Consider the following 19,843-nt stretch of genomic DNA (forward strand, 5'->3'; position numbering starts at 1 on the left):
GACCTGGTCGGTCTTGGCCTGGTCGAGGATCTCAGAGAGTTGGGCGCAGGCCGCGTCACATGCGCATCCGCACCGCCGGCATACGTAGTCGCCCTCAGCGAGGCGGCGCGACATCACAGTCCCCCGTCGTCTCGGGCCGCTGTCGAGCCTGGCGGCGGGTCTGCCTGGTTCGTCCCGGCGCTGGTGTTCAGCGCCGCCGTCAACCGGTCGAGAGGGCTACCGGGCAGGTCGTCGGGGTCGGGGTGTCCATCACCGCGGCATCGACGGGCTTGTTTCCAAGGTCAGGTCGTCGAGCAGGTGCGTGAGGAGGAGCGGAACGTGGTGAAGTCGACGCGCGCGGTGACCGGCACCATCAGGCCCGGAATCGCTGCCGCCCCGGCCTCGACCCGGGCTTTGAGCGCCTCGCCGTAGCTGCTCCACTCACGGAGCCGCTGCTGCTCGAGGTGCTCGTCGAGGTCGGTGATGGGGTCGGCGATGGGGCCGAGCCGAGCATCTCTGTCGGCCTCGAGCCGCCGCAGCTCGGCCAGGTCCTCAGCCGACTTCGGGATGTGCACCCCGGTGGCCGTCTCCAGCAGGGAGGCCTCCAGCGACTCCCTGACGGCTGGATCGGCACCGTTGACGTCCAGGCTTGCGCGCCAGGCCTCCAGAGACCACGGGGGAGCCGCCGGCGATTGCGGCACCCAGCCTCCGTCGCCGGCGCGCTCGTACTCCCACATGTAACGGCTGTAGTCGATCGGCGGGTCCGCGGCCTCGGCGGCCTCGGCGGCCTCGAAGCGACGCTGGATCTCCTCTGTGGCCGCGTCGTAGTGGCTGTTGACGTCGGTGCGCTCGGCCAGGAGCTCGTCGACGTGGAGCGTGATCTCGAAGGGCTCGATGTGGTGGTCCCACAGGGCGTTCCCGTCAGGGCCGAACGTGGAGTGCAGCAGTTGGCGTATGCCCTCTGCCTCCCAGGAACCGGACCGGCCGGCGAGGGTCGCCTCGACCCCACCGAAGTTCGCGGCCGCGCTCGCCAGGGCCAGGGTCACGAACTCAGCCCAGTCAGCCCGGTCGGTGGCCCCCATCAGGTTGTCGATCCGGTCACCGTCGTGGGTGCGCTGCAGCCGCGGCCGCGCAAGTCGTGCCGCAGCGGTCAAGACCCCGATCGCCTCCAGCAGCTTCTCGCGGTAGGCGCCTCGCCAGGTGTCCGCGGCCGGCGTCGCTCGTGGGCTGTCCCCGTGCCCATTGCTGGGCCCTTCACCGGGTGTGGTGCTCGTCGTTGTGGTCCTCTCGGTCGGGTCTCAGACGGTCAATTCGGCACCAGTGACCTCCTGACATGGCTCTCCCAACGCGCAGACACCTAACTCCCGTGCGTGCGCTCGACCTTGCCTCGCCGACTGCTGACGCGAGCCGCCAGCTAAAGGGTGTCCGCACCTTCGTCAAATGCCTCCCTGTGTCGTTCGACTTCGGGGAGGTGGTCGGCGGTCCAGGAGCGCAGGATCGAGAAGGGCTCCTCAAGTGTGCGGCCCAGCGGTGTGATCCGGTATTCCACAGCAACGGGGCGTTGCGTCAGTACCCGGCGCTCGACGAGGCCGTTGCGTTCCAACCGTCGCAGTGCCTGCGTCAGCGATTTTTGAGTGACCCCATCGAGCTCTCTCTTGAGCTCGTTGAAGCGTCGCGGCTGCCGGCACAACGCGGCCAGCAGCAGATGACCCCACTTGTCCAGCAGTTGGTCCAGGAGCTCGCGCTGCGGGCCGACGATGGTCTCGTGACCGGCCGGATCTTCGCGGGTACCAGGTTTCTTTGAAGTACCTGTCATGTACCAGGTATACCAGAGGTACCGGCAACCCAAAGGAATCTCATGGCCGAACAGTCCCTGCCCAGCCTCAATCTCAAGCGCCAGGACGGAGTGCTATGGGTCTCGATTGATGTTCCGCCCGTCAACCTGATGACGGCGCAACTCATGCTCGACCTGGACGCCGTCGCTGCATCGGCCGAGAATGATCCCGATCTGCACGTCATCGTGGTCCAGAGCACCAATCCGGAGTTCTTCCTGGCACACGGCGACCTGTCATTCGTGGAGGACCCCGCGACCTACGCCGCCCTCCCGGTCGCGGAGGAGACGCTTGTCGGGACGGGCCCGATGATGCGGCTTCATGAACGCTGGCGGCGTCTGCCTCAGACCACCATCGCCAAGGTCGCGGGACTCGCCCGTGGCGGTGGAGCCGAGCTGGTCTCCAGCCTGGATCTGCGATTCGCGGCCCTCGAGACTGCGGCGTTCGGCCAGTTCGAGGCACTGATCGGCATCGTCCCTGGAGCCGGTGCAACTGCCCACCTGCCCCGCCTCGTGGGTCGCGCTCGCGCTCTCGAGATTGTGCTGACAGGCGGGCTCGTCGACGCGGCGACTGCCGAGCGGTGGGGTTGGGTGAACCGAGCTCTGCCCGCCGCAGAACTGGACGAATATGTTGAGTGGGTCGCACTGGCCATCGCGTCTCTGCCCGACGGCGTCCGCGCCGCGGTTACCGAAGCAATCGACGCGGCCGACGGCACGCTCGAAGACGCACTGCGCGCGGAAGACCGCCTGCTCGGCGAAACGTTCACTCCCGCGTCTGGAGAACTTGCCCGGGCAGCGCTCGCGGCCGGGGTTCACACGCGCGAGGTGGAGTTGGACATCGAAAAGGTGCTGCGCGCGAACCTCATCCGACATTCGTAACGAGTCGCCCTGCGCGGGTGGAGTGCGGAAGTTGTCCGTACGGTCCGTTTGGTAATTCGGGTCGAACGACCGTACGGGCCGTCTCCAACTCTGTGAAGCACCTCACCTGAGAGGTCACGCTCGCTTCCAGGGCCCGTTTCAGAAGTGGCCTTCTGAGGTGCAGGTCCTCGTTCGTTGGCGCCGATGACGATGAAGCTTGACAGCTCGGCGAATAGATAATCGGTTGCCTATTGGCGGTGGTGGTGGATCCAATCACCGGCATGATCACCCGGTAGCGCCCGCCGCGGCGAGACGTGATGAGCGCGAACCGCCGACCCCAGCTGGCGCAATCCGGGAGGACTACGACCGCACCGTCCCAAGGAGAAGCACCCGATGAACACGCCACCATCGCCGTCCGGAGCGGAGTACACAGACGGGTCGTCCGTTCGCCTGGGCGCTCTCGTACCGCTGACGCGGCCCGGCTGGGTCGAGGCGGGCCGACACCTGCTCGCAGGACTCGACCTAGCCGTTGGCGAGGTCAACAATGCTGGCGGGATCGACGGCAGACCACTGGAGCTGGTGGTCCGGGACACCGCGGCCGATCCAGAGCGGGCCGCAGCGGCCGTGGACGAACTGGCCGGCCTGGGCGTGGCCGCCGTGGCGGGCGAGTACCACAGCGTCGTCGCCCGCGCCGCCGCCACCCGGGCCGACGCCCTCGGCGTGCCGTTCCTCTGCTCGTCCGCAGTGCTCGACGCGCTCACCGAGGAGCCGACGGAGTGGGTCGCGCGCCTGGCCCCGGCCCAGTCCCACGGCTGGGGGATCTACGCGGACTTTCTCCTTGGCGCGGGCCGGCGTCGGATCGCCGTGGCGACCCAGCCGAGCGTCTACTGGGCGTCCGGGACCCGCGCCCTGCGGGACCACCTCGCTCCGCGCGGCGGCACCGTCGTCGAACTCGACACGAACGCGCTCACCCCCGAAGCCCTGTGCGACGCGCTCGTCGACCACGGCGCGACGGCGCTCCTGCTGCTGGTCGGCCATCCGGAGCCGGCGGTGCCGATCGTCAGAGCCGTCCGGGGTGACCGGCGGCTCGCGGAGATCCTGATCGGTGCTCCGGCCGGACAACCGGAGTTCGCCGAATGGGCCGCGGTGCTGGGTGAGGACGGGGCCGGGATCCCGTTCCTGCGATACCTGCCCGAGCGCCTCGGTCCGCTCGGCGAACGCGTCGGGAAGGAGCTCCGCGAACGGCTGGGCGAAGCGCCCTCCTTCGTCGCTTTCGAGGGCTGGGACACCGTCACCGTCCTCGCCGACGTGCTGCGTTCCCACGGCACGGACCGGGCGGCCATCGCCGAGTCATGGCCGCACGTGGCGGTCGAGGGCACCCGCGGGCCGATCCGGTTCTCCCGCACGCCGGGCATCAGCGTTTGGCAATGGGCTTGGACACCGATCCAGGTCGTCGATCGGGACACGGCGGAGCCCGATCGCTTTCGGATCCTCCACGCTGGCTGAGAGAACACGGAGCTCCGATTGCCCAGATCTCGATGTGCTCTCGCCTTGACAGGAAGACATTGCGGACCTCTCGTGCTGAGTACCGGGGGAGCGGGACGCGACCTCCGACCGGGTCAGGGCATGCAGGAAATCAAGGTGTTGCTGTTCTTTTTGGCTTGCGGATCACGTGCCTGGTGGCGCAGACACGTGATCGGAGCGAGTGGCGCCGCACCAGGGCTACTTGAGCGTGCTGCTCAGAAGGTGGGCGTCGAGGAGGGAAACGTCTGCCCGGCTGGTCTGTGCGTAGCCGGCCAGCATGCGCTTGGTCAGGACGAGGATTTCAGGCGAGCGTCGGGCGAGTGGTTTCGTCCACGCGTCGACGGTGCGGTCCAGTTGGTCGGGTGGAACCACTTTGTGGAGCAGGCCTATCCGGTGGGCGGTGGAGGCGTCGAAGACCTCACAGGTGAGCGCGAGTTCGCGGATCGGTGCGACGCCGACCTCGGATATCAGCCGGCCCAGGGCGCCTCCCCAGGCGGGTGGGAGGCCCAGTGCGACTTCGGGCATGCGGAAGCGGCAGGTGTCCGAGCCCGCTCGCAGGTCGCAGAACGCGGCGAGGGCGAGTCCGGCTCCGATGACCTTGCCGTGGAGCCGGGCGATGGTGACGGCGTGGGTGTTCTCCAGGGCGTGACAGAGGCGGTGGGCCTTGTCCACGGCCCGTCGCAGGGCGGCGCCGGACGGGTCGGCGGTGACCGCGTCCAGGTACTCGCTGCGGTCCGCTCCGGTGCAGAAGTCCGGTCCGAGGGAGGACAGGACCAGGACACGGATGTCGGGCCGTCCGTGCAGGCCGTCCAGCAGGGCGATGAGGTCGTCGATCGCGGCGGCGCTCAGGACGTCGTCCTGCCCGTCGGGATTGAGGCGGACTCGCAGGATGGGACCGTCCTGCTCGGTGTCGATGGCGGAGGGGCGGACGGCGGGGGGCGGGAGTATGTGGTTCATGCGAGGGCGACGTCCAGGTTCAGCAGACGCCTGAAGGCCACTCTGGGTGCCCTGAGCGGGCGTCGGGCCAGGGTGAGGCGGGGCAGGCGTCCGACCAGTTGGCGTAGGAGGGTGTGGGCTTCGAGTCGGGCCAGCGGGGCGCCGAGGCAGTAGTGGATGCCTCCGCTGAAGGCGAGGTTGTGGAAGGCCTTGCGGTGCGGGTCGAACCGGTCGGGATCGGGGTGCCTGGCCGGGTCGCGGTGGGCGGCGCCCACCATGAGGTGGACCATGTCGTCGGCCCGGACCTCGACGCCGTCCAGCAGGCCGTCCCGTGCGGCGACCCGGCTGATCACGTGTGCCGGCGGGTCGTAGCGCAGTGTCTCCTCCACGAAGGCGGGTACCAGGTCGGGGCGGGCGGTCAGCAGGTCCCAGCGTGCGGGGTCCTCGACGAGGAGGAGCGTCATGGTCGACAACAGGGTCGAGGTGGTCTCCAGGGCGGCCAGCAGGACGAAGAGGACCAGGAAGTAGACGGCTTCATCCGCTTTGTCCTGATCGGTTTCCATGGTGTCCCAGGTCGCGATCCAGCGTGACACGGGGTCGTCGCCCGGATGCCCGCGCCGGTCACGGATGAGGTCCATGAAGTAGGAGCGCAGTTCGGCCATCGCGACGTCGGACCGGGTCAACTGGCTGCTGGAGGGCAGCAGTTCCTGGGTGAAGACCTGTTCATGGGTCAGTTCGCGCAGCCGTGGCCAGTCGGCCGACGGCAGGGCGAGCCAGGTGCCGATGGTGGCGATCGGGAGTTCCTCGCTGACCAGGGCGGCGAAGTCCGTATGTTCTTCGCCGTCCCTCAGGCGCTCGGCCACGGTGTCGAGGAAGCTGTCGGTCAGCCGACCGACCGTCCGGCCCATCTGCTGGATGGCCGTCCGGTCGAATCCGCCGGCAGCTCGCCGTACCCTGGTGTGCTCCGGAGGGTTGAGAGCGGGCATCGTGCTCCCTATCTCACGCGAGGACGGAGCACTCCAGCGGGTTCGGGGGCCCTGCCGGTCGCGCCAGCTCTTGTCCGGTTCCAGCCACTCGCTGCTGCGCAGTACGCGGTCACACGCGTCGAAGCTGGTGACGAGGAAGCCGCCCCAGGGGGCGGGGCGGACTCCGCCCTTGGACCGTAGTTCCGCGTAGAGGGGGAAGGGGTCAGCCTGCCCTTCTGCCGTCCGCAGACGGGAGAAGAGGGAGACGGTGGCGCGGCGGTCGGACGACGACGTCGTGAGGCTGCCCACGGTGGCGGCTCCTTTCTGAGCAACAGCCGCCATACGTACCCGTGAGGTTATTGAAGCATCCAATAACACTGTGTCCTCATAGCGTTACTTACATCACTCGCCCCTGGTCCATGCCAGGAACCGACTGAAAAGCCCGGATTTGGCCTTGGGTGCGGAGTGCGCCGTCGGCTGCTGGTACGAGTGGGTGGAGTACTGCGCCGCGGTCGCGGGCGTCGACGAGGCGTCCTGAGACCGGGAGGGTTCCGCGGCAGTCTGGGTCACGCTGCGCGGGGTGAACCGGATCGGGACGCTCACCAGGGACCGGCTCCACGGCGCGGGCACCCACGCGAGATCCTGGAAGCGGACGCGCGTCCCGACGTCGGGCAGCCGGTTGAGGAGGGACTCGACGGCGGTCACGGCGATCATGAACGCCGGGTCCTTGGCGGGGCACGCGTGCGGTCCGGCACCGAAAGCGAGGTGCGCCTTGCCGCTGAGCTGCTCGCGGTGCTCGGTCAGCTTCGGGTCGGTGTTGGCCGCGGCGAAGGAGATGACCACCGGGTCGTTGGCGCGCAGAATCCGGCCGCCCAGGTCGACGTCGTGGGTCGGGTAGTGGGCCGCGTAGTTGGCGATCGGCGCGTAGTTCCACAGGGTCTGGACGATCGCGTCCTCGACCGGGAGGCCGGCCGGCCAGTCCTCGCCGAGGTACAGCGCGCTGCTGGTGCCGATGGCCGCCGCAAGGGGGGCTGTGCCGCCGGAGAGCAGGGTCACGAGCTGGTGCAGCACCTCCTCGTCGGTGAGGCCTGCGGCGTGCTGCATGAGCCGCGTCGTCACATCGTTGCCGGGCCGGCGGTGCTTGAGGGCGATCAGCTCGCCGAGCGCGCCGCCCAGGACCTGGTCGGCGCCGGGGGTGCCTTCGAAGATGCCGCTGATGCCCGCGATGACGCGGTCTCCGATCTCGGGCGGGCAGCCGAACAGGTCGCTGAAGACGAGCAGCGGCAGCGGCTGGGCGTAATCGGCCATCAGATCCGCCTGGCCGCGGACGTCCGAGGAGAACTGGCTGATCAGATAGTCGGCGGACTGCTGCGTCTGGCGGACGAGCTGGAGTTCGTCGATGCTGGCGAGGCTGTCGGTGACGGCCTGGCGGAGCCGGGCATGGGCGGCGCCGTCGCTGAAGAGGGCGTTGGGCCGGTGACCCATCATGGGCAGGGCCGGGCTGTCCTCGGGCACCCGGCCCTCGTTCAGCGCGTTCCAGCGGCGTGAGTCGCGGACGAAGGAGGCGGGGTTCTGCAGGATGTACAGGGCCGCGTCGTAGCTGGTGACCAGTTCGACCTCGACGCCGGGGGCGATGTCGACGGGGGCGCTGGGGCCGAGCGAGCGCAGGTGGTCGTAGTGGCGCTCGGGATCGGAGCCGAACTCGGGGCCGAACAGTTGGGTGTTGCCGTGCGCGGGGCACCCGGGCGGCGGTGTCGGGTGGGAGTTGATCTGGTGTTGCATGCCGGCTCCTAGCCGAGTATGGACATGAGGTGCTGCACGAGGGTGATGAGGGACTGCGCCGAGGACGTCTGGTCGCGCACGTCGCAGTGCACGATCGGGGTGTCCTCGGCGAGGTTGAGCGCCTCGCGGACTTCGTCGAGCGGGTACTCGGTGGTGCCTTCGAAGTGGTTGACGCCGATGGTGTACGTCAGGCCGTAGCGCTCGACCAGGTCCAGGATGGGGAAGCTGTCGTGCAGCCGTGTGGGGTCGACCAGGACCAGGGCGCCGAGCGCGCCCCGTGACAGTGCTTCCCACATCTCCTTGAAGCGTTCCTGCCCGGGGGTTCCAAAGAGGTAGAGGACGAGGGTGTCGCTGAGGGGTGAGACGGCCGAAGTCCATGGCCACGGTGGTGGTCGTCTTGTTCGGTGTCCCCGACAGATCGTCGAAGCCCTCGCTGGCCTCGGTGATCTCCTCCTCGGTCTGCAGCGGTTCGATCTCGGAGATGCTGTTGATCAGGGTGGTCTTCCCGACCCCGAAATGCCCCACGACGAGGATCTTGACCGAGTTGGAGGTCTCTGGATTCAGATACACGGCTTACGCTCCGAATTTGGTTCTGAGGCCATCCAGCACGGCGTTGAGGAGTTCGCGTTCGGCTCGTTCGACGCGGGGAATGGGCTTGCGCACGAGAATGAGGCCGTCCTCCTCCAACTGCGCCAGCAGGATCCGTATGATGCCCAGGGGCAGGTGGGTGTGGCCCGAGACCTCTGCCACCGACAGGAATCCGTCGGCGATCAGATCCATGACCTTGCGCGCCTCGGGGGACAGGGCACGCGCAGCCGCGGACGAGCCGCTGTCGTGCGCCATCACCAACGCGGTGTGCTCGTACTCGTGATCCAAGGGGAGACCACGTCCGTTCGTGATCACGAAGAGGGGCACTAAGGGGGAGGTGAGCTCCAGTTCCTCGTCCGATCCGTCAGACATGGTCGGTCTCCTCTCCCCAGCCCTCGGGCGCCAGGATCCCGGGCACGGCGTCGCACAGGCGCGTCGTGAACTCTTCGATGTCACAGGCGTGTTCGGCGGCGGCGGCGAGGAATCCGTCGTCTCCGGCCGCGATGAGGAAGATCCAGCCGTGCTGGTACTCGATGACCGTCTGCTGCCATTCGGCGTCCTGGGAGCCGCCCGCGAAGTCCGCCGCCGCACGGCTGTAGGCGTGGATGCCGGTCATGGCCGCGGACATCGTGTCTGCGAGATCCTTGCCTATCGCCGAGGTCGCCCCGCGCGGCAGACCGTCGGCGCCGAGCAGTAGCGCGTGCCGGGCACCGTCCACCTCGTCGACGACCTGGTCCAGTTCCTTGAGTACGAAGTTCGAGCCGCCGGCCTCGTTGTGCGGGAGGCGCGTGGCGTTGCTCGTGCGGGAGGGGTCGTCGAGACCGGCCCGCGGCGGTGATGTCAGGTTGTTGCCCAGCCGGGCGACCAGGCGGTTCATTCGGAACGACAGCTGTTGCAGGTCGACGTCGGGCTCCGCGGCGGCGGCCAGATAAGCGCCCTGTCCCGCCCCGATGAGGAACACCCAGCCGTGGGAGAACTCGATGACCGTCTGGTTCCACTGCTGTTCCTGCGCCACACCGACGAAGTGCGCGGTGGCCCGGCTCAGCGACTGCATCCCCGACATGGCGGCCGAGATCGTCTTCACGTCCCTCTCGGTGAGAGCGTCCGTGGCCCCACGCGGCAGGCCGTCCGCAGACAGCACGACGGCGTGCCGGGCCCCGGGGACGTTGTCCACGATGTCCTTGACCATCCATGACATGTCTGTGGTCATGCGTCCTCGGTCCCTTCGGACGACGGGGCCTCGGCAGCACGGCCCGACATGGTGCCCCGCTGGATGGCGGCCAGGCCACCAACCCCTCGGGCTTTCTTGAACGGGCGGGCGGTTCCGCCGGTGGAACTCCCGGCATCAGTGACGCTCGCCGTGGGGGACTGACGCTCGCCCCGTTTCGGCAGACCGTGCACCGTGCGGCTCTCGGGTTCGTCCTCCCTGGTGGGGATGCGCCGGATCCTGCGCACCGGGGCGTCCTGAGCGGGGGCCGGCGGGGTCTCTTCCATGGTCCACAGCTCCTCAGGCAGCAGGACGACGGCCCGGACGCCGCCGTACCGGGAGACTCCGGTGACGTCGACCTTGAACCCGTACTGGCGCGCGATCAGGCCGACGACGGGGAGACCGAACTTCGGCTGGGCGCCGAGCTGTGACAGGCGGGGGGCGGTGTCGCCGGACAGCAGCACGGTCGCCTTCTGCCGGTCCTCGTCGTTCATACCGACACCGGCGTCGTCGATCACGATGCACAGGTTCTTCTGCACGCGCTGGAACGTGACCTCGATGGGTGCGTCGTGCTGCGAGAAGCTGGCAGCGTTGTCGAGCAGTTCGGCGACGGCGAGGGCCACGGGGGAGACGGCGGAGGCCTTCAGCGCGATCCCGCTCTGCTGCATGATCTCGACACGGTTGAAGTTACGGATCTGACCCTGGGCGTTGCGCACCACGTCGAAGACGCTGGCGGGCTGGTTGCGGCGGCTGAGGGGCGCGCCGCACATGACCGCGATGCCCTGGGCCTTGCGGGCCATCTGGGCGGTGGCGTGGTTGACGTCCAGCAGGTCGGACAGGACCGCGTGTCCGCCGTGCTTGCGCTGGATGCCGTCCAGGAGGGTGGTCTGCTCGGCTGCGAGGCTCTGCAGGAAGCGCACCGCACCCTTGAGGACGGCCTTGGTGCTCTCCTCCGCCGTCCGTTCGGCGTCCCGCAGTGCGTCGTCCTGCTCGGCACGGAACTTCTGCAAGTCGCTCAGAGCAGCTGAGAGCCTGCTCTGGGCCTCGGCCAGTCTGTGGGCCGACTCGGTCTCGAACTGCCGTTTTCTGGCTCCCAGAGCTCTGTTGCGGGCGACGAGTGCTACGACTGCGGCGACGGCTATCACCGCCACAGCACCGAGGCACCATATGAGCACGTCTCGATTCATCGATACCTTTCCCGGGGCGCGACATGCAGACATCGCCGGAACACGCCACAGAAGGATCTGCGGCGCATGCCTTGGGAACTGCATGAGCGCTACTACGAAGAGCAGGCTGACCTCAGATCACCACAAAGTTGATCAAGGCCGCAGACGCCGCGATGCTATCACCGAGCACCATCCCTCCAGAGCACCCACTCCGCCCTGAAGCGCCATCAACATCCGTTGCAAAGCGGCACGTTGCGTGCCGTTCCGGCCAACTCGCGGCCTCTCCCGCGGCTTGGACACGACACGGCTCGCCATCTCTTCAACGAACCTTCACCGCGGCACAGAAGATGCTCACCAAACCGTAGGAGCCCCCGAAGGCAAGCAGCCGCTCCCGTGCAAGGTCAGCGCTCCGAGCAGCCTGCGAAGCCACCGACGCCGGGCCGCCGGTGACACCCGACTTGCGTACACAAACAGAGGCACGGCCGCACGGTGCACGGTCTGCCGAAACTCTGCTGGTAGGGCAGCAGGTCGGCGATGGCCTGTACGGTGTCGCTCATGTGCTCGCGGCGGCCGAGGGGTCGGGCCAGAACCCGCCAGTTCTTCAGATGGGCGATGTCGTGCTCGACCCTGATACGCCGCGAGGAGTGTGCCTTGCGCTGGCGCTCGTACATCTCCTCGTACCAGTCGGGGGCGTTCTTCTTGGACTTCCGGTGCGGGGGCGTCACCACCCGGTCACCTGTCTGAGCGCCCAGGCCCTGGTAGCCGGCATCCGCGAGGATCCCCACCGCGGGCCTGTCGGCCAGGAGCGTGACCAGCCCTAACTGGCGGGCGTGGGTGATGTCCGCACAGCTCGCGGGACGGGCCGGGCTGCATCGCAGCACCCGGCCCTTGCCGTTCGTGACCACCATGGATTTGACGGCGTTCTGCTTGTTGTCACCGGAGATGAACTTGTCCCGGTCCTTGCGCCCGACGGCGGGCCGCCGGACCCGGATCTGCGTGCCGTCGATGATGCCGGTCGTCCCACTGGTGCCGAGATGCTCGACGGCCTCGGCCAGGGTCCGTAGCCGCACGCCGGGGCTGACGGTGCAGCCTCGCTCGGCGAGCAGAGGCCGCACTTCACCGATGGCCCGGGTGATGGTGGAGCGGTCCACGCTGAACCAGCGGGCCAGCACGTCGTGGGTGGCCCCGCGGTGAAGATGGACGAGAGTTGCCAGCAGCCGGTCGACGAAGACCAACTGGTGTTTCGGCCCGCCGCCCACGGCCCGCTTCCGCGGTCGAGAGGCCGGCTTGGCCCGGTGACGCTCATGCCACAACGGACCTATCTCAGCTACGAGTTCAGCGACTGCATCGCCCGTCAGGCCTGTGGTGCGACAGTTGCTGGTGATCACTGCACGAGTCCTGATTCCCACCACCCGACCATGATCAACCATCACGGGCTCGACGTCTCACCACTTGTCGTGCACGAGCTCATTAGCTGGCCAAGCCCCGTGACCAGGGGCCGTGCCGGACAGCTGTCCCTGACCATGAGGCGTTGGTGGCGGATCTATTCGGCGGTGACGGGACCAGCGATTTGTTGCAGCCCGTCGCGTTGGGCTGACCCGCACTGTGCCAAGCCGCCTCCGCCCTTTGCATTTTTCAGCGTGCTGGCGGCAGAGGGCCTTGTCAGTCGAGTGTGGATGCGCGGGTGGCCAGCCCGCTATCACTCAGGTCGACCGTAAGCATCCGGCGAAAGGGATTGGCAAGATTCCGTTCCCGCCGCCCGATGTCCCGGTAGCCCAGCGCAACAGCTGTCAGGACGACAAGCACACCGATCCATGTCGTCAACGCTCCCAGCGAAAGAGTGAGCAGTTCCAGGGCGAGGAAGAGGAAGCACGGTGCCCAAAAGAGCAAGGACAGAGCCAAGAGGATCTCTATCGAATCCGACGTACGGTTCACGCATATATTAAGGGTGAAAAGGACGATCACCACCACGGAAGAGCCCAAAAATACCCAGCTCGCCGGGGTAGAGAGATCTGACCACGGCTTTTGCCCGGAGGGCATCCAGGATGGGCGCGATGTGAGCACGGTGGTTGCCGCACGCATGCAGGCCGTCATGAAAAGCGTGGAGACTGCGCTCCAGACGGTCCACTGCATGACGGTCTTCAACAGCACGGGCGACCGGGGCGGCGCCACGCACGCAGCCTGCCATGCGGCCTTCGTCAGGGCTGGGCTTGTCTTCTGCTCGACCAGGCGCGCAAGGAGAAACGTCTCGACCTCCTGCGGAAGCAGTCCGGGCAAGTGGCGGTAGAAAGGAGGAAGTTGCCGATGCCTGTGAAAAATTTCGGCGAACTCGTTGCGGCGCTGCTGACCGGCCAGAGAGCTGACCCAGTTGTAGATCTGCTGGCTGTCCGGACTGTTTCTTCCCCGACCTAGATGTCCCGGAACGGTGCTCTGGTTGTAGCGGTACTTCTCGATTCCCAGGGCGGCTATGGGGGTCCCGATCCTGCGATCGATCTCCCGTACTTCGATTGGCTCGTCGGGCATGGGCGGGTCGGACGCATAACCGTCCAGATGCCCGTTGTCCATCAGGAAACCTATACGCCCTGCGATGCGGCGCAGTGCCGGAGAAGAGTCCTGGGCCTTCCACAGCCATTGATAGGCGGCATCCGTTTGCGGAGCCTCGCACTCCCGAAGGGCTTCTTCTACGTCTGATACGCGGATGAGCGAGGCTAGCCACCAGGCTGCCCGGCGTGCCGTGGACGTGTGCGCCCATAGGAGCGAGGCGAGTTCCGTTGCCGCCGCCGGTGTGCCGGTGGTGCCCAAGGCGTCGATGGCCCAGATCTCCTGCCGGTCGGATGCTGCCGATGCGAGTTGCGGGATAGCGATCTCTCCCATGGAGCGGAGAGCTGCCCGGGCCCCTGCGCGGTGCTCGTCATCCGCCTCCAGCTCGCCGAGACATGCTGCCGCTTCCTGCCGTTCGGATACCGCCAGCGCACGCAGCGCAGCCGCCTGTCGCCCGGAGGCGGGCTCCCAGGCGATGCGGCGGAGCAACTCGAACGTCTCGTTGCCGCGAGGCGTGTTATTGGACGCAAGAGCGCCGAGCGCGTTGACGACGGCTGTGCCTTCGTCTTCGGAGATCTCCAGGCGTTCCAGGAAATAGGCGATGATCTCCTCTGCGAGACCTGCGCTGACCGAGGTCGCGTCCGAGAGGCTCTCCAAGGCGAGAATCTTGCTGTCCTCCCAGCTGTCCGTAAAGAGCTCGGAGACGACCGGAGTGCACTCGACGCTGGCGACGGCACACCACAGCTTCACAACCTCCCGCCAGGCGCCCGGGTCTCTTCGGTAGTTCTCCAGAAGCCTGCCGGGAGCGTCATGCAGCGCTTGAGCAGCGAGGAACTCTTGGAGAGTGAGGTGCGCGAATCCATATTGGCTTCTGAGTGCGTCCAGCGGACGCAGTAATTGACTGCGCTCCACGATCTCGTCCCGCAGCGGGAGTACATGATCGGCGTCTAGATCGAAGTCGGGCAGCAAATCGCGGACGACGGATTCCAGATTCATGCCTGATATGGCAAGACGGTCATCACGACCTGTGGGCGCCTCGTGCATTGTGAGCGCAATGCGTTGCAGCACCAACAGCTTGCGGTTTCCATGGTATTGAGCGATGGCCCGGGTGCGACCCAACTGCCTGTCACGGTCCAGGAGATGCGCAATCGCTGCCTTGTAGAATCCCGCGCGGCTCTTTGGGAGAGGGCCGAACTCTTCCGCCCGGTCCCCCGATTGAAGGTAGGCGATGATCGTGAGCAGGAGTGGCCTCCTGGCGATCCGCATCAGCTCGCGGTTGCTCCGCAGGGACGCGATGACGCGGTTGACGTTCAGTGTAGCTTCCGCTTTGTTCCAGTTGTTGAGAAAACGCCGCATCGACGCATCATCAAATTCCGCCAAGCGTACAACATGGGCGAACTCCGGACTGAGCTGGCCGTCATATACAGCAGTCCGGCACGTGACGATCATTGGGCAGACCGCATGTGTCCGGGCGAACTCGCGAAGCTCTCCTTCCATGCGCTCGCGGTCTTCGCGGCCGACCTCGTCGAGGCCGTCAAAGAAGATGCGCAGACGTCCAGTGTTCAGCATCTTGTCCACGAGTGATGCGGCGCCGAGCACTTTGGCCTGACTGAATTCGGCGACAACGAAATCTCGGAGACTCTTCTGGGAAGCATTGCAATTGTGCAGGTTGATGATGACGGGAACCTGAGTGTCGTCCTCTTTTTCTGCCCAGCGAAGAATCTCAGTCTTCGCAAGCAGCGACTTCCCTGCGCCTGGTTCTCCCAGCACCACGATCCGTGAACTGCTGCTCAGCGTCTCACTCATATCGGCCCGTTCTGTGCCGACAGCAGACTGAAGGGGAACGTAGATGCGTCGGATGTCGATGTTGACCGTGTCGAATCCCAACGGATGCCGGCCATGCCACTTCTCGGCGCGCTGTCGGTAGCGCCGAAGCTGTCTGCCGCCGACCCGCCGCATGGAGTTTCTCTTGCGGAAAACTAAGTCAACGGTGTAGGGGGCGAACCCCTTCATCAACTCGCTGAAGTACGAGGCGAGAAGAAAGAACGTGACAAAAACGACTGCCGCAACACCCGCCCCGTAGGGCAAGACCTTGTCTAATTGATCACCCACGGTGTCATCCTAGAGAAGGCGCAAGCGCGCCGGAGCCCCTATCCGAAGATTCGCTTCTCCTGGACCGGTTCTGTGATGTAGCCCTTGCCTACCACCGGTAGTTCGTTACTGCCCTTCAAAGCATGGTGTCGTAGGGGCTGACGTCTCGTGATCCCTGCGGTATGCCGACCGTATGCGGGGCGACGAGAACCCGGTTATCGCGCACGACCTGCGGGTCGGCATCCGATCGGTTCAGCGCTGGCGCGGAGCCTGGTCGCAGAACGGGCCCTGGGCCCTGATCTCCAAGGGCCCGGCCTCACTGCCGCTGCTCAATGACGAACTGTTCGCCGTGCTCGAGCGGGAGCTGGCCAAGGGGCCTGTGGCACACGGCTGGACGGACCGGATCTGGACCCTGTCGCGGATCAAGGCGCTGATCGGGCGCCGGTTCCACAAGAGCTACACCGTGCAGGGGGTGGCCGCCCTGCTCAAGCGGCACGGCTGGAGCTGCCAGGTCTCCGCCCGCCGCGCGATCGAGCGGGACGAGGCGGCGGTGGCCGGCTGGGTGAAGGAGACCTGGCCGAGCGTGGAAGGACCGTGGCGGCGCTTGATGCCCGGCTCGTCTTCGAGGACGAGGCCGGTTTCTCGATGACGCCGCCGGCCACCCGCACCTGGTCGCTCCGCGGCCACACTCCTGTGGTGCGCGTCCGGGACCGCTCCCGTCGCCGCTTGTCCGTCGCCGCCCTGGCCTGCTACAAGGCCGCCGAATCCTCACGGCTTATCTACCGGCCCTGCCCGCACACCCGGCCCGATGGCCGCAAAAGTTTTTCCTGGAAGGACTACCGCGACCTGATCCAGACCGTCCACCAGCAACTCGACGGCCCGATCGTGCTGGTCTGGGACAACCTCAGCCCCCACCTCACCGCCGGCATGCGCCGCTGCATCGCCGACCGTGACCGGCTCACCGTCTTCCAGCTGCCGCCCTACGCACTCGACCTCAACCCTGTCGAGGGCATCCGGTCCGTCCTACGACGCACCACCACGGCCCACCGCGCGTTCGCCGGCCCCGATGACCTGATCGCTGCCGTCCGACGTGGCCTCCGCCGGCTTCAATACCGCCACGACGTCCTCGACGGCTGCCTCACCGGCACTCGCCTCCGACGCCGGCCATCCATGACGCCATCACATATTCAAGATCAGTAACGCACCAGAGGAAGGCCGGCTGCAGTGGCCGCCACCATGCGTTTCAGTGTCGGGCGGAACGGCGGGAACGCCCCCGCGATCTCCGGCTCGCGCGCGTACAGTTCACGCAGCGCCTCAGGCGGACGGGTGAGGGGAAACAGCTTCGCGACGAAGGCGCTGGCTGTCATCACGAGTGCGGCGCCATCGGCAGGGGTCAGTTCCGGGCAGGCGGCGGAGATGCGACGGCCGATCGCCCAGTAGGTGTCGATGGCCCACTCCTTGAAGACCTTCAGCACCTCCACGGACACATTGTGCTCGAGCATCGTCTCCGCGTGCGTGGTCAAATCACAGTAGAGCGGACGGTCCACGAAGGCATCCGCGAGAACGCCCGCTGTTGCCTCGGTCCCGCTCACTTCCTGCAACCGGGCACTGACCACGCTCGCCCACTCAGAACCCGCGCTCATCAGCAGATGCAGGTAGATCTCCTCACGCGTCCCGAAGTAGCGCAGCACGTTGGACTTGGCGAGGCCGACCGCGGTGGCGATGTCCTGCAGGCTGACCCTGGCCACACCGGAGCGCTCGGCGAGCTCCCGAGCGGCGGTGAGAATGGCCTCGCGGCGCTGATCCTTCTGATCAGGGCGTCGAGCCCGCTGGAATGGCGCTGACATGACCGTTCATCCTAGTCCAGATGTAACAGAACACCCATCTCTTGTTAAGGGACGGGCGTTCTGTTAATGTCCCGGCATCCGACGACCCCATCGCGCTCCCGGGAGTGAAAGACCATCTCCGCCACCTCGACCAACCTCAGTCAGACCATTGACGACTTCGTTGCCGCCTTCAACGAGCCGAGCCCTGATCTCGACAAGGTCATATCCTTCTTCGCCGACGACGCCGTGTATCTGCCCGGACACCTTCCGGAGCGACGTGGCATCGCGGCGATCCGCAAAGAGTTCGAGCCGCACTTCGCCGGGCGCTACGGCACCATGCACTTCGCCGTGTACGACAAGATCGTCGACGAGCCGAACCGGCGCGCCACGATCCGCTGGGCCTGCCGGCTCGACATGAGCGGAGAGTCCGGCCGTCATGTGCCGTTGCCACTGCGCCTGTTCGCCCGTGCGCGTTACGGCGGCCGCATGCAGTGGCACGGTGTGGACGTGTTCCACTTCGACACCGCAGGACGTATCAGTGGCAAGTTCACCTACGCCATGTTCCGGTTGCCGCTGTGGGAGCGAGGCTGACAGGTCTCCCCGACGGTCCGAACCACCCGAGACGACCTCACACGCCGATGCCCGTCGTACCTCCCCTGGGGAAAGCTCGGGCCCGCGCGCACGCAGACCGTTTCCTGCATGGTCAGTTGGCGGTTGTTCTGGGTATTGGGGAGTGGACGCTGGGGATGGATGGTTCCGGACGGCTTGTGGGAGTCGGCAGGGCCGTTGCTGCCGTCGGCGCGGGTACGTCCGCAGGGCGGTGGTGTTGCGAACATCGATGCTGAGGCGGTGTTTGCCGCGATCATCTACGTTGGACGAGCGGGACCTGGTCGACCTGTCACGTGCGGTCCTTGACTCCGCGCACGCGAACGGACTGCCCCTACGCGTCGGACTCTCCGCGGTCAACACCCGCGACAGCCTCGCCCTGAAGCCGGATGCTGTCCCATTTCCACATGGGTTTCCACATGGGACACGAACTCCACGCAGCCGACTCCAAACCCGTACGTCTCCACACAGGCAAGGCGTACGACGTCCCTCACCTGCGGCGATGGTTATGGGGTAAGCGCATCGGCGTCCGTATCGCTCACAAGGGCATCGACTCCAGCGAGCGGCTCGGCCGACGTAGGTAGGTCATCGAGCGCACCATGTCCTGGCTGACCTGCTACCGACGGCTCAACCACCGTTACGAGCGGCAACCAGGCAACTACCTGGCCTTTCTTGGACTGGCATCCGCTCTCTGCTGCTACAAGCGCTTCCTCAAACTGACCATGTAGGACACGGTCTCAGGGCGCCAGGGTGCGCAGGACGCAGAACTCGTTGCCCTCCGGGTCCGCCATGACCTGCCAGTTGCGGTCCGGACCCTGTCCCACGTCCGTCTTCCTGGCGCCGAGGGCGAGCAGTCTGGTCACCTCGTCCTCGGTGCTGCGGTCGATCGGGCTGACGTCGAGGTGGAGCCGGTTCTTCACGGCCCTGTCCTCGGGCACGTGGACGAAGAGCAGGGTGGGCGGCATCTGGCGGGCCCGGACCTCCTCGACGGTCGGCACCCAGGAGCCGATCTCGACCTTGCCCTCGCCCCGGTCGATCACCTCGAAGCCCAGGACTTCGCACCAGAAGGCGGCGAGCCCTTCCGGATCGTGGCAGTCGACGACCAACTCGGTGAACCTGCTGGCCATGAAGCTCCCGGTGCGCGCGGACGAGGTGCAGAGTGAGGTACGGAGTATGAACTGTGCCGGCTGTCCGACGCATCCGGGTTTTCCCGCGGCCCTTCCTCGGCGGACGTCAGGCCGGGACACGGTACTTGGAACGTGCGTACTGATCACGAGAGGAGGGGGAGGGCGGGCGGAGCAGAACGCTGCCTGCCCCCGGGTGTTGCGGCATACTGACCGTGTGGAACCCTCGTCCCCGGACTCCTCTCGAGGGAGCCGTCCTGCCGTGCCGCGGCCCGTGTCCTTCGCTGTGCTGGGTGAGCAGTACGCCTGCAGTGGCGCCTGGGTGGTGACGGTGCGCGGCGATCTCGATCTCGAATCGCTGGCAGCGCAACGCACGCAGCTGGAGAGAACCGCGGCCGCCGTTCCCGTCCTGGTCCTGGACTTGAGCGCGGTCACTTTCGCCGACTCCTCCTTTCTCAACCTGCTGTTGATGGTGCGCCGAGCCACCGACCTGCGACTGGCCGGCGTCCCTGGCCAGATCGCGCGGTTGCTGGAGTTGACCGGGGCCGACGAAGTGCTGCGCCTGTTTCCGACGGTGTCCGACGCCCTGCCCGCGTCCGCCCCCGCCGGCCCCTGACGGCCGGCCGCCGACGACCGGCCGACGGGCCGTCAGGGACCGCCCGCCCGCGTGCCGTACGCGCGTCCGGGAAACCCGGGAGTCCGGGAGATCCGGGAAGTCCGTGGAACCAGGCAGGGAACGGGACGGGAACGTGCTTCGAGACGGTCCGTTCGACGAAGGCCACGGCAGGTGCCCCCTTGAATCCCCCGGCACGAGCCGAT

18 protein-coding genes and 2 pseudogenes are annotated in these 19,843 nt (G+C 66.9%); 7 read left to right on the top strand and 13 right to left on the bottom strand.

Annotated features, from left to right (window positions below):
• Nucleotides 1-281: 281 nt before the first annotated feature.
• Both QFZ75_RS38015 and QFZ75_RS38020 read right to left on the bottom strand, forming a co-directional pair.
• Nucleotides 282-1,133, bottom strand: coding sequence for a hypothetical protein (locus QFZ75_RS38015; RefSeq protein WP_307543975.1), 852 nt, complete (start codon nucleotides 1,131-1,133; stop codon nucleotides 282-284).
• Between the two features lie 260 nt (nucleotides 1,134-1,393).
• A complete protein-coding gene (locus QFZ75_RS38020; RefSeq protein WP_307543976.1) occupies nucleotides 1,394-1,795 on the bottom strand; it encodes a helix-turn-helix domain-containing protein in 402 nt (133 codons plus the stop codon).
• A 42-nt stretch (nucleotides 1,796-1,837) separates the two neighbouring features.
• On the opposite strand from QFZ75_RS38020, the gene QFZ75_RS38025 reads away from it, so the two are divergent.
• On the top strand, nucleotides 1,838-2,689 hold the full coding sequence (locus tag QFZ75_RS38025; RefSeq protein WP_307543977.1) for an enoyl-CoA hydratase/isomerase family protein: 852 nt from the start codon (nucleotides 1,838-1,840) through the stop codon (nucleotides 2,687-2,689).
• Nucleotides 2,690-3,061: 372 nt separating this feature from the next.
• Entirely contained in the window at nucleotides 3,062-4,174 is a 1,113-nt protein-coding gene (locus tag QFZ75_RS38030) for an ABC transporter substrate-binding protein (protein ID WP_307543978.1), read from the top strand.
• 216 nt (nucleotides 4,175-4,390) lie between these two features.
• On the opposite strand, the gene QFZ75_RS38035 is transcribed toward QFZ75_RS38030, so the two are convergent.
• From QFZ75_RS38035 to QFZ75_RS38075, 9 genes and pseudogenes are all read right to left on the bottom strand, one after another.
• On the bottom strand, nucleotides 4,391-5,149 hold the full coding sequence (locus QFZ75_RS38035; protein WP_307543979.1) for an enoyl-CoA hydratase/isomerase family protein: 759 nt from the start codon (nucleotides 5,147-5,149) through the stop codon (nucleotides 4,391-4,393).
• The gene (locus QFZ75_RS38040; protein WP_373466006.1) at nucleotides 5,146-6,435 is read right to left on the bottom strand and encodes a cytochrome P450; all 1,290 of its coding nucleotides are present in this window, start codon (nucleotides 6,433-6,435) and stop codon (nucleotides 5,146-5,148) included. The genes QFZ75_RS38035 and QFZ75_RS38040 overlap by 4 nt, the downstream gene beginning before the upstream one ends.
• Before the next feature lie 60 nt (nucleotides 6,436-6,495).
• A complete protein-coding gene (locus tag QFZ75_RS38045; RefSeq protein ID WP_307543981.1) occupies nucleotides 6,496-7,875 on the bottom strand; it encodes a cytochrome P450 in 1,380 nt (459 codons plus the stop codon).
• 8 nt (nucleotides 7,876-7,883) lie between these two features.
• A pseudogene (locus QFZ75_RS38050) lies at nucleotides 7,884-8,445 on the bottom strand (ATP/GTP-binding protein).
• 3 nt (nucleotides 8,446-8,448) lie between these two features.
• A complete protein-coding gene (locus QFZ75_RS38055; protein ID WP_307543982.1) occupies nucleotides 8,449-8,835 on the bottom strand; it encodes a DUF742 domain-containing protein in 387 nt (128 codons plus the stop codon).
• Entirely contained in the window at nucleotides 8,828-9,673 is an 846-nt protein-coding gene (locus QFZ75_RS38060; protein WP_307543983.1) for a roadblock/LC7 domain-containing protein, read from the bottom strand. Before QFZ75_RS38060 ends, QFZ75_RS38055 begins: the two co-directional genes overlap by 8 nt.
• Nucleotides 9,670-10,857: an ATP-binding protein gene (locus QFZ75_RS38065; protein ID WP_307543984.1), complete on the bottom strand. Its 1,188-nt coding sequence runs from the start codon at nucleotides 10,855-10,857 to the stop codon at nucleotides 9,670-9,672. Before QFZ75_RS38065 ends, QFZ75_RS38060 begins: the two co-directional genes overlap by 4 nt.
• Nucleotides 10,858-11,237: 380 nt before the next feature.
• Nucleotides 11,238-12,095 (bottom strand): transposase family protein, encoded by an 858-nt coding sequence (locus QFZ75_RS38070; protein WP_307543985.1) that lies wholly within the window; start codon nucleotides 12,093-12,095, stop codon nucleotides 11,238-11,240.
• A 403-nt stretch (nucleotides 12,096-12,498) separates the two neighbouring features.
• Entirely contained in the window at nucleotides 12,499-15,489 is a 2,991-nt protein-coding gene (locus tag QFZ75_RS38075; RefSeq protein WP_307543986.1) for an NACHT domain-containing NTPase, read from the bottom strand.
• A gap of 172 nt (nucleotides 15,490-15,661) precedes the next feature.
• Between QFZ75_RS38075 and QFZ75_RS38080 the strand changes: the two genes are divergently transcribed.
• Together QFZ75_RS38080 and QFZ75_RS38085 are read left to right on the top strand one after the other, a co-directional pair.
• Nucleotides 15,662-16,117: a winged helix-turn-helix domain-containing protein gene (locus QFZ75_RS38080; RefSeq protein WP_307543987.1), complete on the top strand. Its 456-nt coding sequence runs from the start codon at nucleotides 15,662-15,664 to the stop codon at nucleotides 16,115-16,117.
• Nucleotides 16,114-16,668 (top strand): transposase, encoded by a 555-nt coding sequence (locus tag QFZ75_RS38085; protein ID WP_307545071.1) that lies wholly within the window; start codon nucleotides 16,114-16,116, stop codon nucleotides 16,666-16,668. The genes QFZ75_RS38080 and QFZ75_RS38085 overlap by 4 nt, the downstream gene beginning before the upstream one ends.
• Here the strand turns inward: QFZ75_RS38085 and QFZ75_RS38090 are convergent.
• Nucleotides 16,662-17,315 (bottom strand): TetR/AcrR family transcriptional regulator, encoded by a 654-nt coding sequence (locus QFZ75_RS38090; protein WP_307543988.1) that lies wholly within the window; start codon nucleotides 17,313-17,315, stop codon nucleotides 16,662-16,664. The two genes, QFZ75_RS38085 and QFZ75_RS38090, sit on opposite strands and share 7 nt — an antisense overlap.
• A gap of 147 nt (nucleotides 17,316-17,462) precedes the next feature.
• On the opposite strand from QFZ75_RS38090, the gene QFZ75_RS38095 reads away from it, so the two are divergent.
• Both QFZ75_RS38095 and QFZ75_RS38100 read left to right on the top strand, forming a co-directional pair.
• Complete coding sequence (locus QFZ75_RS38095) at nucleotides 17,463-17,885, top strand: nuclear transport factor 2 family protein (protein ID WP_307545073.1); 423 nt, start codon at nucleotides 17,463-17,465, stop codon at nucleotides 17,883-17,885.
• A gap of 135 nt (nucleotides 17,886-18,020) precedes the next feature.
• Nucleotides 18,021-18,628 (top strand): annotated as a pseudogene (locus QFZ75_RS38100) (transposase).
• 9 nt (nucleotides 18,629-18,637) lie between these two features.
• Here the strand turns inward: QFZ75_RS38100 and QFZ75_RS38105 are convergent.
• Nucleotides 18,638-19,027, bottom strand: a complete 390-nt coding sequence (locus QFZ75_RS38105) for a VOC family protein (RefSeq protein WP_307543989.1) — start codon at nucleotides 19,025-19,027, stop codon at nucleotides 18,638-18,640.
• A 259-nt stretch (nucleotides 19,028-19,286) separates the two neighbouring features.
• On the opposite strand from QFZ75_RS38105, the gene QFZ75_RS38110 reads away from it, so the two are divergent.
• Nucleotides 19,287-19,640, top strand: a complete 354-nt coding sequence (locus tag QFZ75_RS38110) for an STAS domain-containing protein (protein ID WP_307543990.1) — start codon at nucleotides 19,287-19,289, stop codon at nucleotides 19,638-19,640.
• The last annotated feature ends 203 nt before the right edge of the window (nucleotides 19,641-19,843 follow it).

It is taken from the genome of Streptomyces sp. V3I8 (assembly GCF_030817535.1).
In the GTDB taxonomy this organism is placed as follows: domain Bacteria; phylum Actinomycetota; class Actinomycetes; order Streptomycetales; family Streptomycetaceae; genus Streptomyces.

Coding starts and splice junctions, on each gene's coding strand:
- QFZ75_RS38035 (WP_307543979.1), bottom strand. CDS start 5,149: ATGAACCACATACTCCCGCCCCCCGCCGTCCGCCCCTCCGCCATCGAC.
- QFZ75_RS38085 (WP_307545071.1), top strand. CDS start 16,114: ATGACGCCGCCGGCCACCCGCACCTGGTCGCTCCGCGGCCACACTCCT.
- QFZ75_RS38025 (WP_307543977.1), top strand. CDS start 1,838: ATGGCCGAACAGTCCCTGCCCAGCCTCAATCTCAAGCGCCAGGACGGA.
- QFZ75_RS38055 (WP_307543982.1), bottom strand. CDS start 8,835: ATGTCTGACGGATCGGACGAGGAACTGGAGCTCACCTCCCCCTTAGTG.
- QFZ75_RS38080 (WP_307543987.1), top strand. CDS start 15,662: ATGCGGGGCGACGAGAACCCGGTTATCGCGCACGACCTGCGGGTCGGC.
- QFZ75_RS38040 (WP_373466006.1), bottom strand. CDS start 6,435: ATGGCGGCTGTTGCTCAGAAAGGAGCCGCCACCGTGGGCAGCCTCACG.
- QFZ75_RS38045 (WP_307543981.1), bottom strand. CDS start 7,875: ATGCAACACCAGATCAACTCCCACCCGACACCGCCGCCCGGGTGCCCC.
- QFZ75_RS38020 (WP_307543976.1), bottom strand. CDS start 1,795: ATGACAGGTACTTCAAAGAAACCTGGTACCCGCGAAGATCCGGCCGGT.
- QFZ75_RS38065 (WP_307543984.1), bottom strand. CDS start 10,857: ATGAATCGAGACGTGCTCATATGGTGCCTCGGTGCTGTGGCGGTGATA.
- QFZ75_RS38060 (WP_307543983.1), bottom strand. CDS start 9,673: ATGACCACAGACATGTCATGGATGGTCAAGGACATCGTGGACAACGTC.
- QFZ75_RS38030 (WP_307543978.1), top strand. CDS start 3,062: ATGAACACGCCACCATCGCCGTCCGGAGCGGAGTACACAGACGGGTCG.
- QFZ75_RS38090 (WP_307543988.1), bottom strand. CDS start 17,315: ATGTCAGCGCCATTCCAGCGGGCTCGACGCCCTGATCAGAAGGATCAG.
- QFZ75_RS38105 (WP_307543989.1), bottom strand. CDS start 19,027: ATGGCCAGCAGGTTCACCGAGTTGGTCGTCGACTGCCACGATCCGGAA.